At 32.3% G+C, this 13,215-nt stretch carries 11 protein-coding genes; 10 read left to right on the forward strand and 1 reads right to left on the reverse strand.

The features are described from left to right. Positions 1-3 precede the first annotated feature (3 nt). The 3 genes from CCC31_RS10695 to trpS all read left to right on the forward strand — a co-directional run bounded on the left by CCC31_RS10695 (position 4) and on the right by trpS (position 3,461). Positions 4-1,263, forward strand: coding sequence for a hypothetical protein (locus CCC31_RS10695; protein WP_117909888.1), 1,260 nt, complete (start codon positions 4-6; stop codon positions 1,261-1,263). Positions 1,264-1,337: 74 nt separating this feature from the next. Further along, a complete protein-coding gene (locus CCC31_RS10700) occupies positions 1,338-2,246 on the forward strand; it encodes a DMT family transporter (RefSeq protein WP_158562659.1) in 909 nt (302 codons plus the stop codon). Between the two features lie 132 nt (positions 2,247-2,378). After that, positions 2,379-3,461, forward strand: coding sequence for a tryptophan--tRNA ligase (gene trpS / locus CCC31_RS10705; RefSeq protein ID WP_022089247.1), 1,083 nt, complete (start codon positions 2,379-2,381; stop codon positions 3,459-3,461). Positions 3,462-3,711: 250 nt separating this feature from the next. On the opposite strand, the gene CCC31_RS10710 is transcribed toward trpS, so the two are convergent. Further along, the gene (locus CCC31_RS10710; protein WP_290851480.1) at positions 3,712-4,392 is read right to left on the reverse strand and encodes an HAD family phosphatase; all 681 of its coding nucleotides are present in this window, start codon (positions 4,390-4,392) and stop codon (positions 3,712-3,714) included. A gap of 364 nt (positions 4,393-4,756) precedes the next feature. Here CCC31_RS10710 and CCC31_RS10715 point away from each other — a divergent pair, with 364 nt between their 5' ends. From CCC31_RS10715 to grpE, 7 genes are all read left to right on the forward strand, one after another. Next, positions 4,757-5,608 carry a MurR/RpiR family transcriptional regulator gene (locus CCC31_RS10715; RefSeq protein ID WP_290851482.1) on the forward strand — a complete coding sequence of 284 codons (852 nt, stop codon included), beginning with the start codon at positions 4,757-4,759 and terminating at the stop codon, positions 5,606-5,608. Between the two features lie 105 nt (positions 5,609-5,713). Then, positions 5,714-6,370, forward strand: coding sequence for a ribose 5-phosphate isomerase A (gene rpiA / locus CCC31_RS10720; protein WP_290851484.1), 657 nt, complete (start codon positions 5,714-5,716; stop codon positions 6,368-6,370). Between the two features lie 62 nt (positions 6,371-6,432). Next, complete coding sequence (locus CCC31_RS10725) at positions 6,433-7,404, forward strand: Gfo/Idh/MocA family oxidoreductase (protein ID WP_117909893.1); 972 nt, start codon at positions 6,433-6,435, stop codon at positions 7,402-7,404. A 412-nt stretch (positions 7,405-7,816) separates the two neighbouring features. Next, positions 7,817-9,631, forward strand: coding sequence for a translation elongation factor 4 (gene lepA, locus CCC31_RS10730; RefSeq protein WP_290851487.1), 1,815 nt, complete (start codon positions 7,817-7,819; stop codon positions 9,629-9,631). Positions 9,632-9,690: 59 nt separating this feature from the next. After that, a complete protein-coding gene (gene hemW, locus CCC31_RS10735) occupies positions 9,691-11,049 on the forward strand; it encodes a radical SAM family heme chaperone HemW (RefSeq protein WP_290851489.1) in 1,359 nt (452 codons plus the stop codon). Positions 11,050-11,517: 468 nt separating this feature from the next. Next, on the forward strand, positions 11,518-12,558 hold the full coding sequence (hrcA, locus tag CCC31_RS10740; protein WP_022089240.1) for a heat-inducible transcriptional repressor HrcA: 1,041 nt from the start codon (positions 11,518-11,520) through the stop codon (positions 12,556-12,558). Between the two features lie 13 nt (positions 12,559-12,571). Then, positions 12,572-13,213, forward strand: coding sequence for a nucleotide exchange factor GrpE (gene grpE, locus CCC31_RS10745; protein WP_022089239.1), 642 nt, complete (start codon positions 12,572-12,574; stop codon positions 13,211-13,213). The last annotated feature ends 2 nt before the right edge of the window (positions 13,214-13,215 follow it).

Below are 13,215 nucleotides of genomic sequence, written 5' to 3' on the forward strand. Positions count from 1 at the left end.
ATTATGATTTTAGTATCAACAAGTACAGTTAAAATCACACCCACAGGACCTTACTTACCATGCTTCGTAAGTGGAAATCCTTTGAGAAGCGAAAAAACAAATAAAGTTCATGATTGTTTTGAGTGTACTGTAATAGTATTCAAAATTAATAACAAGTTAATGGTATGGGGAGAAATAGATATAATAGAAATAGATTTTAGATTAGCGGATACTATGAGAAAATCTGTACAGAAGATGTACAATGTACCATATGAGAATATAATAATAGGTACAATTCACACCCATACAGGTCCTGAAACATTAGAAGAAAATGCATTTGGAATGGATGAAGTAAAAGTTGTTCCGGGATATAGGGAATTTTTAGTCAAAAAGTTTGAAGAAGCAGTTAGTGAGTGCTTTAATAAAGGATTTACACAGGTTACACCTTACGTTAGAAATACAGTTATCGATGGTTTATATGGAAATCGAAACGGCAAGGGAGGTATTGAAGATAAAAATATATTAGAAATTAAGTTTGTTGATAAAAATGGTAATATTGTGGCAGGGTGTTTTAACATAGCGTGTCACGCAACTGTAAATGATCCAATGAGTGTTGAATTGACAACAGACATTATTGGATATTTAAGTAGGACAATAGAGAAAGAATGGGGTGTTTCGCCACTTATGATGCAAGGAGCAAGTGGCGATATGGGAAACAGACAATATAGAAAAAAAGCTGGATTTGATGAGATTAAAAGATTAGGGGATGCAATAATTGCACAATTGAGAATGGCAGGAGACTATAAACCGGTATTATTTTCTGATATCAAAATAGATAAGTATCATTATTTAGACGAATTCGACAAAAGTAATGACACTATGGAAAATTTGAAAAAAGAAATAAGTGAGGATGTGGCAAAGTTAAAAATTGAAAAAGACTTTGATCAGAGAAAGCTATTAATAAGTGGTTTAACTTTTTTAAAACAACAGTATAATGAAAAACACGTAAAAAATGAATTTGATGCATCGATAATAAGATTGGGAGATTTGGAGATATGTCAGATACCTGCTGAATTGTTTTCATGTTTCGGATTGCAAATAAAAGCAGCCAGTAAAGCCAAATATTGTATAATATGGGGATATACAAATGGAATGGTTGGATATATGGTTAGGTCAGAGGAATACGAAACATGCTATGAAGGAAGAAGCACTAAATTTAGACAGGGAGAACCAGAAAAAATAACGGAGGATTTGGTTGAATTAATTAAGAAAAGATATAAGTAAGTAGTTTTGTGTGTATGGACTCCGGAGAAATAGAAAACTTCGGAGTCTAATATTTTATGTTAGAGAGGGAAAAAATGTTAAAAAGTTGGAAAGGACAACTCTATATAATTGCGTCGGCAATTCTTTTTGGAACAATGCCTTTTTTAACAAAAATGGCGTATAAAAGTGGTAGTAATGCTTATTCGGTTGTATTTTGGAGATTTTTATGGGCGAGTATATTTATGGCAATAATCATAAAAGGATTCTATAATAAAAAAATACTGTTAAGTAAAGACAAATTAATTAAAATATTGGGATTATCTATTTTATATGGAGTTACCCCAATTTTATTATATATTTCATACAATTACATAGACTCAGGATTGGCAACGTCATTGCATTTTACTTATCCTATTTCTGTTATGATTATTATGGCTATAGTTTTTAAAACAAATATGGAAAAAAAACAGGTTTTGTGTGCTATAGTGTGCGTAGTGGGAATAATAATGTTATATTCTCCGGAAAAGCAGGCTGGAGTAAAAGGAATGGCTTTAGCTGTAATTTCAGGAATAGTATATTCACTATATGTTATATTATTGGAAAAATCTAAATTAAAGGGTGAATCTGTAATGTTAATATCTTTTTGGTTATGCTTTTTTGCTGCTATAGAGACAGGAATATTTTCTGCATTTATTGGAAAACTCAGATTTATAGGAAGCATGCAGGAATTTTTAGCAGAAATATGTTTGGCATTTTTTGCAACAGTTATAGCATTGGTATTATTTCAAAAAGGTGCTTTTTTATGTGGTGCGTTAACTGCATCATTGCTGAGTACATTTGAACCATTGACAGGAGTAATAATTGGATTGATTGTTTTTAAAGAGGAAATGACATGGAAACTTGGAATGGGAATATTTTTAATTCTTTTTTCAACAATCCTAGTTGTTTTGCCTGTCAAAGAAAAGAAAAAAATAAATATTGAAAGAAAAAATAGGTATTTTTGAAACACAGTATGAAATATATTTTAGAAACTTTCCCATAAAGAGTATTTGTGGTATAATGTGAAAATGTTAGTGTTTGAGGAAAAACAGTAATTTATAAAATTAAAATGATATAGAAGATAGGAAATAGTAGTTATGGGAAAAATTATTTTAACAGGTGACCGTCCAACAGGAAAACTTCATGTAGGACATTATGTAGGTTCATTAAAAAGACGAGTAGAGTTACAGAACTCAGGTGAATTTGATGATATTTTTATTATGATTGCAGATGCACAGGCATTAACTGATAATGCAGATAATCCGGCAAAGATTAGAGACAATATCATGGAAGTTGCACTTGATTATTTGTCAGTAGGAATTGATCCTGCTAAGTCTAATATATTTGTACAGTCAGCAGTTACAGAATTAACAGAATTAACATTTTATTATATGAATTTGGTTACAGTATCTAGATTGCAGAGAAATCCTACTGTAAAATCAGAAATTCAGATGCGTAATTTCGAAACAAGTATTCCTACTGGATTTTTCACATATCCAATCAGTCAGGCTTCAGATATTACAGCATTTAAGGCAACAACAGTTCCTGTAGGAGAGGACCAGATGCCTATGCTTGAACAGACAAGAGAGATTGTTCACAAGTTTAACTCAGTATACGGGGAGACACTTGTAGAACCACAGATTCTCCTTCCTGACAATAAGGCATGCTTAAGACTTCCGGGAATTGATGGAAAGGCTAAGATGAGTAAGTCTCTTGGAAATTGTATCTATCTTTCAGAAGATGAGAAGGAAGTTAAGAAGAAAGTAATGTCTATGTTTACAGACCCTGATCATATCCGTATCGAAGATCCGGGTAAGATTGAAGGAAATACAGTATTCACATATTTGGATGCATTTTCAAATGAAGGACATTTTGCAGAATATCTTCCTGAATATGCAAACCTTGATGAATTAAAAGCTCATTATCAGAGAGGTGGACTTGGGGATGTTAAGGTTAAGAAGTTCCTTAACAATGTTATCCAGGAAGAGCTTTCTCCAATCAGAGCACGTAGAAAAGAATACGAAAAAGACATCGAAGGTGTATACGAAATCCTTAAAAAAGGAACAGAAGTTGCACAGGAAAGAGCAGCACAGACTTTAAGCGAAGTTAAACATGCAATGAAGATTGATTATTTTGAAGATCCTGAATTTTTAAGTGAACAGATTAAAAAATATAAATAAGATTTAGAAATATAAAAACCACATCAGATATACTATTTTTAAAGTTAACTAAAAGAAAATAGGTAAAGATGTGGTTTTTGTTTTAAATTAAAGTGAATAAAAATTTCATATCTGAGTTATAAAGTTGTTTAAATTCTCCGAAATAAAAGTTATTTAAAGTTTAACAATAAAGTTGGTCAAATTCTCCAAGTAAAGTTATTTAAAACTCAAAAATAAAAAAAGTTAATTAATTTACAAAAATAAAACTCATTTAAATTCCCAAAATATCAATAACATCTAATCCCGTTTCTACAATATATGCAGGAATGGATTCGTACTCAGGTTCAGGATATTTTAAGTCAGGTATGCAAATAGAAGGAATATTTGCATTCTTTGAAGCTAATAAACCATTTTCAGAATCCTCCAATATAAGAGCAGCTTTTAAGGGAACATCCACTGATTTCCATGCTTTAAGAAAAATTTCAGGGTTTGGTTTAGATTCGTTAACTTTGTCACCACCAATAACGAAACTAAAATATTTATCAATTTCTGCACGTTTTAAATATTTTAATACAATTTCAGTTTTAGTGGATGAAGCAACTACACATGGAATATTTGCGGCAAATAGAGCCTGCAAAAGCTCTTTTATTCCGGGCTTAATCTGAACTCCGTTTTTTTCAATTATATAATTCACCTGTTTTCGGGTCTCGTTAGAGATTATCTCATCAGGATAATCAGAACCGTAAATATCATAAAGAGTACGTTTGAGAGTCTCTCCGGCAATACCTAATGTTTTTACATAATTTTCTTTTCTTTGTTTATAACCGTATTTTTCTAATATAGGAGCCTGAGTTTCCATAAACAACTTTTCCGTATCAAAAATCAGTCCGTCCATATCAAAAATAACAAGTTTAGTTTTGGCTTTTAGTTCTCTATTTTTACAAATAATCATATATAATCTCCAATTCATAATAAAAATAATTGAATACTTAAATGATAGTGATAAAGGCATAGAGGTTACAAGTTCTGAGGCATATTATGATACTTTCATCACATCTAAAATAAATCATAAAATAAAAATTTAATTAGGTCAAAATATTTATTAAAAAATTAATAAATGTGAAGTGAAAAAATTATTCCCATTTTAAAGTGGGCAAAGTGGATTTTAGTCTTACAAAAATTAATAAACGTGGTAGGAAAATAAATCTTTCATAAGAAAAGAAATCAAGAAAATAATTTTTATAAAATACATTGACGTGAAAATAATTATTATGTATTATAAAGATATGAAAATGATTTTCGCGGAAGGAAATAAGATGAAAAAAAATATTTCGGTAATTGAAAATATAAACAGATTATATGACTCGTTTTTTGAACAGGAAAAAAAGATAGGAAATTACATACTTAACAATTATAAAGAAGTTGTAAATATGACAATTTCAGAATTAGCTAAGAATAGTGGAACAAGTGTAGCAAGTGTTTCACGATTTTGTAAAAAGTGTGACGTGGACGGATTTCACCATTTAAAGATTGCACTGGCTAGAGAAATTGTTGAAGGTGATGACAACATACCGGTTTCTAATGATATTACAAGAGAAGATATCGGACAGTCATTACAAAATATTTTGGCAAATAAAATAGAAGAAATGAAGCAGACCATTTCGTTAATAAATACAAAAGAATTTGATAAGATTCTTGAAAGTATACAGAATGCGGGAATTGTACAGTTTGTTGCAGTAGGAAATACGATCCCTGTAGCTTTAGACGGCGCATATAAGTTTAATGAAATTGGAATCCGCTCCATGGCAGGAAGCATATGGGAAACTCAATTATCATTTTCTATGACTTTAAAAGAACAAGATGTGTTAATTGCAATTTCTAACACAGGAGAGTCGAAGCAGGTTCAGAAAATGGTTGAGGCCGCAAAGGAAAATGGAGCAACAACCATTGGCATTACAAATAATCCCGATTCGACTATTGCAAAGACGGTAGACTATCATATACAGACGGCTACCAGAGAAAAATTATTCTTAAATGAGTTTTATTTCTCAAGAGTATCAGCAACAACAATTATAGAAATTCTATATTTGTTTTTAACAGTAGGACAGCAGAAAAGTTATGAAAGATTAAGCAAATGTGAAAATCTTATGGCAGATGAAAAATTATAAGAGGAGGAAACAAAATGAACGAAGTTCATTTTCTATAAATGTTTCCGACGAATAGCCGCCGACCGAAGGGAGGGGGCAATACATATTAACAGGAGGAATTATAAAATGAAACAAAAATGTGCAAAAGCAGCTTATGAAATGATTAAAGATGGAATGGTTATAGGACTTGGTGGAGGAAGAACAATAGCTTTTCTTATTGAAGAACTAAAAAATGGAAATAAGAAAGTTAAAGCAGTTACACCTAGCGAAGATACAATGAATTTATGTGTCAAAGCAGGAATAGAAGTATTACCATTAGAATTTGTTAAGCAAATTGATATTGCGTTTGACGGATGCAATGAGATTGACAAAAATCTTAATGCGTTAAAGACTGATGGCGGAATTTTTACAAGAGAAAAAATAGTAGCTGTTATGGCAAAAGATTATGTGATATTAGCGGATGAAGAAAAATATTCAGATGAGTTAACATTTGAACATGCAGTTGCAGTGGAAGTAATAAAAAGTGCAAAAGAATATGTTAAATCTAAATTAGAAGAAATGGGAGCAAAAGTAGAAGAACGTTCAACAGAAATGAAAATGGGAACTTTATTAAGTGATGACGGAAACTATCTTATGAATGCGTACTTTGAAAAAGGGCAGGATGTAAAAGTATTAGATGAAAAATTAAAGCACATAACAGGCATAGTAGAAACATCATTATTTTATAATATAGTGTCAAAAGCATTAATTGCAGGAGGAAGTGGCATTCGTGTAATAGATTAAAAGATTGTGGTGTTATACAAAAGCAATTTGAAAAATGTGGATATTAAGTTAGGAGGATAATCATGAGTAATTTAAACTGGGGAATAGTTGGTACAGGATGGATTGGCAGTGAAATGGCAGAGGCTTTGTGGGCAGTACATGGAACTGTTTATGGAGTGTGTGGAAGCTCGCTTGAGAAGGCTGAAAATTTTGCCAAAGAATATAAAATAGAACATGCATATAATGATTTAGATGAAATGCTATCAGATAAGAATATTCATATAGTATACATTGCGACTCCACACAATATGCATTATGAAATGATGCTTAAATCATTAAAGGCAGGAAAGCATGTATTTTGTGAAAAGGCAATTACGGTAAACAGCAGACAGTTAGAAGAATGCGTCAAGGTGGCAAAGAAAAATAATTTAGTTATATGTGATGGCGTGACACTTCTTCACATGCCTTTATATAAGAAGATAAAGAAAATGATAGAAGATGGTGAAATTGGAAAGGTAAAAATGGTGCAGGTTAATTTTGGAAGTTGCAAGGAATATGATGTGAATAACAGATTTTTCTCAAAATCATTAGCAGGTGGGGCATTGCTTGATATAGGAGTATATGCAGTATCATTTGCCAGATATTTTATGGAAAGTAAGCCAAATGTTGTTCTTACTACTGCAAATTATTTTGAAACAGGAGTTGATGAAACAAGTGGAATTATTTTAAAAAATAATGATGGGCAAATGTCTGTTATTGCACTTACAATGAGAGCAAAACAACCAAAAAGAGGTGTTATTTCAGGAGAAAAGGGATATATACAGATAGATGAATATCCAAGAGCTCAAAAAGCAACAATTACATATACTGCTGACGGACATACTGAGGTTATAGACGAAGGTGATACGAAAAAAGCACTTCAATATGAAGTTATGGATATGGAAGAATATATTAATAATAATTCAGGACAGGAAAATCTTCAGATCGTAAGAGATGTAATGGAAACTCTTACTTCAGTTAGAAATCAGTGGGGAATGGTTTACGATTTTGAATAAGTAAAATTATGTAATGCCACAAGTTATAGATTAAAAGCCACTATATGCTTATGATAGTATATTTTTTTAGTAGATATTTGATTATTTACCTTTTCTACGTTAAAGAATACTATTGTTGCATGAGGTGGCTTTTAAATTATTGTAAGGTCTCGACATATAAAATTTATCAGGAATAAAAGTAATCCCGTTGTTCTGGGAAACTAAATGAAGAACAACATATTCGTCATGTGTTTCGTATATATATCTTGACTCAAAATTACCAACCTCATTACATAGTTTATCTGAAAGAACACGATGGAAAATAGTTTTATAATATGCTATAATGAGCGATAGTATGGAAAAGTATGCATTATATTTAAAATAGAACATAATCAAACAAGAAACTAATATAAAACAATATGGAGGAACAACAGTGGCTCACATTGATCAGAGTAAAATAAGAAACTTTTGCATTATTGCCCATATTGACCATGGAAAGTCAACTTTGGCAGATAGAATTATTGAAAAAACAGGATTGTTAACAAGCAGAGAAATGCAGGCACAGGTTCTTGATAATATGGAACTAGAGAGAGAACGTGGAATAACGATTAAGTCACAGGCAGTAAGAACGGTATATAAGGCAAAAGATGGAGAAGAATACATTTTTAACCTTATCGATACACCGGGACATGTCGATTTTAACTATGAAGTATCACGAAGCCTTGCAGCATGTGATGGTGCAATCCTTGTTGTCGATGCAGCACAGGGTGTAGAAGCACAGACTTTGGCAAATGTTTATATGGCACTTGATCATGACTTGGAAGTATTCCCTGTTATCAACAAGATAGATTTGCCTAGTGCAGATCCTGAAAGAGTTATAAATGAAATAGAAGATGTGATCGGACTTGAAGCTCATGATGCACCACTTATTTCAGCAAAAACAGGATTAAATATAGAAGAAGTATTAGAACAGATAGTGGAAAAAATACCGGCACCACAGGGAGATGTTGACGCACCACTTCAGGCATTAATATTTGACAGCTTATATGATGTGTATAAGGGAGTTATTGTTTTTTGCCGTTTAAAACATGGTGTTGTAAAAGCAGGTATGAATATAAAAATGATGGCTACGGGAGCAACAGCAAATGTAGTTGAAGTAGGATATTTTGGAGCAGGACAGTTTATTCCATGTGATGAACTTAGTGCAGGCATGGTTGGATATATTACAGCCAGCATCAAAAACGTAAAAGATACGCGAGTAGGTGACACTATTACTAATGCAGATAATCCTTGTGCAGAACCACTTCCCGGATACAAAAAAGTTAATCCTATGGTTTACTGTGGACTTTATCCGGCAGATGGAGCAAAATATCCTGATTTAAGAGATGCTCTTGAAAAATTACAGTTAAATGATGCAGCTTTGCAGTATGAACCTGAAACATCACTTGCATTAGGATTTGGCTTCAGATGCGGATTTTTAGGATTGCTTCATTTGGAAATTGTACAGGAAAGACTTGAGCGTGAGTACAATCTTGATTTAGTTACAACTGCACCTAGTGTTATTTACAAAATATATAAAAATGATGGAAGTGTTATAGAACTTACAAATCCTTCTAATTTGCCTGACCCAAGTGAAATTGAGCATATGGAAGAACCTATTGTTCATGCGGAAATAATGGTAACAACTGAATTTATCGGTGCTATTATGGAATTATGTCAGCAAAGAAGAGGAACATATATAGGAATGGAATATGTAGAAGGTTCAAGAGCATTACTCGAATACGATATTCCGTTAAATGAAATAATATATGATTTCTTTGATGCACTTAAATCCCGCTCAAGAGGATATGCGTCATTTGATTATGAATTGAAAGGATATGAAGCAGCTAAGTTAGTTAAACTTGATATTCTTATTAATAAGGAAGAAGTGGATGCACTTTCATTTATAGTTCCGGATGTTACAGCATATGAACGAGGCAGAAAAATGTGCGAGAAACTTAAAAATGAAATACCACGTCAGTTATTTGAAATTCCAATTCAGGCAGCAGTTGGAAGTAAAGTAATTGCGAGAGAAACAGTTAAGGCAATGCGAAAAGATGTTTTAGCTAAATGTTATGGTGGCGATATTTCACGTAAGAAAAAACTTCTTGAAAAACAGAAAGAAGGAAAGAAGAGAATGCGTCAGGTTGGTAACGTTGAAATACCACAGGAAGCATTTATGGCAGTACTCAAATTGGACGAAGATTAATATAAAAGGTCTCTTTGCAGCAGGCAGAGGGACCTTATTAGTTGAAAAGAGAGGTAAAAATGAGCAAACATTTAGAAATATATATCCATATTCCGTTTTGCGTAAAAAAATGTGATTATTGTGATTTTCTCTCCGACAGGGCAGATTGCAAAACTAAAGAGGAGTATGTGGATGCGTTAATAAAAGAAATTGAATTGTCAAAAAATATTTTGAATGGATATGAAGTAGATTCAATCTTTTTTGGAGGAGGAACCCCTTCTATATTGGAATCACATTTATTTGAATGCATAATGAATGCAGTAAAAAAATATGCAAATATAAATGAAAATACAGAAATAACGATAGAATGTAATCCGGGCACTTTGACAAGAGAAAAATTAGAAGTTTACAAGAAAACCGGAGTGAACAGATTAAGCATAGGACTTCAGTCAGCAAATGATGATGAATTAAAAAGCATTGGAAGAATACACACATGGCAGGAGTTTTTGGATAATTATCGAATAGCAAGGGAATGTGGATTTGACAATATTAACATTGACTTAATGAGTGCACTTCCGGGACAAACGATTTCATCATATAAAGAAACTCTAGAAAAGGTAGTTGCCTTGAATCCAGAGCACATATCGGCGTATAGCCTTATAGTAGAAGAAGGCACGATAATGTATGACAGGGTAAATGAAGCAGCATTGCAGGGAAAGGATATACTTCCTGATGAAGATACTGAGCGTGAAATGTATTACATGACAAAGAATATCTTAGAAGAAAATGGATATCACAGATATGAAATATCAAATTATAGTAAAGAAGGCATGGAATGCAGACATAATGTAGGATATTGGCAGAGAAAAAATTATATTGGCTTTGGAACAGGAGCAGCTTCTTTATTAGAAAATGAACGATATAATAATATTTCAGATTTAAATAAGTACATTGCTTTCATAAATGAAATATACAATTGCGAAGATAATATGGATGAAATGACAGCTTTTCAATATGGAAGTGAAGAAATGATGGATTATTTATTTGAAGATGAAGATGATTATGAATTTGAAAATAATAATCAACAATCAAGAGAAGATGAATCTGTATTCGAAGAAAAAATTTATCGAAAGAAAAGTGATAATGATACAGACTTTGATACTGATTATAATAGATTAGGTTCAATTCATAAAAACATTGAAAGACTCTCTAAAAATGATCAGATGGAAGAATTTATGTTTTTAGGCCTTAGAATGATGGAAGGAGTAAACAAAACTAAATTTGAAACATTATTTAATAAGAAGATAGAAAACGTATACGGTAATGTCTTAGAAAAACTCACACAGGAGAAATTATTGAAAACCGAAAACGACAATATAAAACTTACCGAAAGAGGAATTGATGTAAGCAATGTAGTATTATCAGAGTTTTTATTATAATATGGAAAATATTCTATTTAATACTAATAAAAATCATAGCACAAACCAGATAGATGTATATAATACCGAAAGAGCATTTGCCGCCGTCGGTTCAATGTTCCATCATATGGAATGACTAGAACCGAAGGTTCTAATGTCAGACCATATGGTGGAACATTAGAACTGCTACGAGTGGCAAGCAGCGAAAGCGTTCTTTCGATATTATATACATTTTTAATTGCAAGCAGCGAAAGCGTTCTTTCGATATTATATACATTTTTAATTGCAAGCAGCGAAAGCGTTCTTTCGATATTATATACATCCTTAAGGTTTGTGCTATTTTTCTATGTTCACAAATTATTTACAAAAGTTTCTATAATTTTTTTTGCAAAAATGTTGACAAATAATATGGTGGGTGCTATTTTAATTTATGAAAGATGTTAGCACTCAAAACTAACGAGTGCTAATAAAGTAGAAAGGAGATGGAATATGGAACTGACAGAGAGAAAAGTAAAAATATTACAGGCAGTCATTCGTAACTATTTGGAAACAGGCGAGCCCGTTGGTTCAAGAACCATTTCTAAGTATACAGATCTTAACTTAAGTTCAGCAACCATTCGTAATGAGATGGCTGACTTAGAAGAGATGGGATATATAGTTCAGCCTCATACATCAGCAGGACGAATTCCTACAGATAAAGGTTACAGACTTTATGTTGACGATTTAATGAAAGAAAAAGTTCAGGAATTAGACAACAGAGAAAAGAAAGTAACTGAAAGAGAAAACCTTTTATTTGAAAAGGTTGATAAGGTTGAAACCCTTCTTCAGAATATGGCGAAGATGCTTGCAACCAATACTAATTATGCAACAATGATTTCAACATCAAGGGATAACGAAGATAAGATAAAATTCATTCAGCTGTCACTTATGGATGACAATCAGATTTTATGTATTGTTGTTTCGGGAAGAAACAGAGTAGTAAACAAGATTATAAAAGTTAAAGATCAGATTAATGAAGAAATGGTTTTGAGACTTAATGTGGCACTCAATACAAGTCTTGCAGGATTAGCAGTTGAGCAGATTAACATAGCTGTTATTTCAACACTTACATCTAATGCAGGTGAACATAAAGAATTAGTAACAGATGTGTTACAGGCAATTACAGAAGCCATTGCATCAGAAGCACAGATGAAGATTTATACATCAGGTGCAACGAATATTTTGAAGTATCCTGAATTAAGCAGTAACGAGAATGCAAGTTTGTTGCTTTCAACATTTGAAGAAAAGAAGCCATTAACCAATTTGGTAAATGATAATGAAACAGGAATTCAGGTTTATATCGGTGAAGAAACTCCGGTAGAAGGAATGAAGGATTGTAGTGTTGTAACAGCAACTTATGAATTAGAAGATGGCATTAAAGGTACCATCGGAGTTATAGGTCCGAAGCGAATGGATTATGAGAAAGTTGTAGAGACATTAAGAACAGTTAAGGGCCAGTTAAGCGATGCTTTCAAGAAGGAAGACGAATAGAAAGGAAGGTCCAATGGAAAAGAATATTAACGATATGCCTGAAGAAGAAAAGGTAGAAAAATCTGAAACTGAAGAAGAAACAGTAGAAGATACAAATGAAACAGTAGAAACTGAAAAAGAAACAACAGAAGATACTAAAGAAGATAAAGACAAAAAAGAAGCAGAAGATAAAAATTCTTCAGACAAAAAAGAAAAGAAAAAAATATTTGGAAAGAAAGATAAGAAAGACCAGCAGATAGAAGAGTTAACTGATAAACATCAAAGACTTATGGCTGAATTCCAAAACTATAGAAACCGTAGCGAAAAAGAAAAATCAGCAATGTTTGAAGTTGGTGCAAGATCAATTATTGAAAAACTTCTTCCGATTGTGGATAACTTTGAAAGAGGTATCGCAGCATTATCAGAAGAAGAACAAAAATCACCAACAGGTCAGGGAATGAATTTAATATATAAGCAGTTGATGACAGCATTTGAAGAAATGGGAGTTACAGTCATTGAAGCTAAAGGCCAACAGTTTGATCCGGAATTACACAATGCAGTAATGCATGAAGACAATGACGAATTAGAAGAAAATGTTGTTGTTGAGGAATTCCAGAAAGGCTATAAATATAGAGACAGTGTTATAAGACATAGCATGGTTAAGGTAGCTAATTAATT

The organism is Eubacterium sp. LMAG:50, from assembly GCF_008680265.1.
Lineage (GTDB): Bacteria > Bacillota > Clostridia > Lachnospirales > Lachnospiraceae > Eubacterium_U > Eubacterium_U album.

What these genes read in the sequence shown, in the direction of transcription:
- CCC31_RS10710 (WP_290851480.1), bottom strand. Translation starts at nt 4,392, where the DNA reads ATGATTATTTGTAAAAATAGAGAACTAAAAGCCAAAACTAAACTTGTT.
- CCC31_RS10715 (WP_290851482.1), top strand. Translation starts at nt 4,757, where the DNA reads ATGAAAAAAAATATTTCGGTAATTGAAAATATAAACAGATTATATGAC.
- CCC31_RS10700 (WP_158562659.1), top strand. Translation starts at nt 1,338, where the DNA reads ATGTTAAAAAGTTGGAAAGGACAACTCTATATAATTGCGTCGGCAATT.
- hemW (WP_290851489.1), top strand. Translation starts at nt 9,691, where the DNA reads ATGAGCAAACATTTAGAAATATATATCCATATTCCGTTTTGCGTAAAA.
- rpiA (WP_290851484.1), top strand. Translation starts at nt 5,714, where the DNA reads ATGAAACAAAAATGTGCAAAAGCAGCTTATGAAATGATTAAAGATGGA.
- trpS (WP_022089247.1), top strand. Translation starts at nt 2,379, where the DNA reads ATGGGAAAAATTATTTTAACAGGTGACCGTCCAACAGGAAAACTTCAT.
- CCC31_RS10695 (WP_117909888.1), top strand. Translation starts at nt 4, where the DNA reads ATGATTTTAGTATCAACAAGTACAGTTAAAATCACACCCACAGGACCT.
- grpE (WP_022089239.1), top strand. Translation starts at nt 12,572, where the DNA reads ATGGAAAAGAATATTAACGATATGCCTGAAGAAGAAAAGGTAGAAAAA.
- CCC31_RS10725 (WP_117909893.1), top strand. Translation starts at nt 6,433, where the DNA reads ATGAGTAATTTAAACTGGGGAATAGTTGGTACAGGATGGATTGGCAGT.
- hrcA (WP_022089240.1), top strand. Translation starts at nt 11,518, where the DNA reads ATGGAACTGACAGAGAGAAAAGTAAAAATATTACAGGCAGTCATTCGT.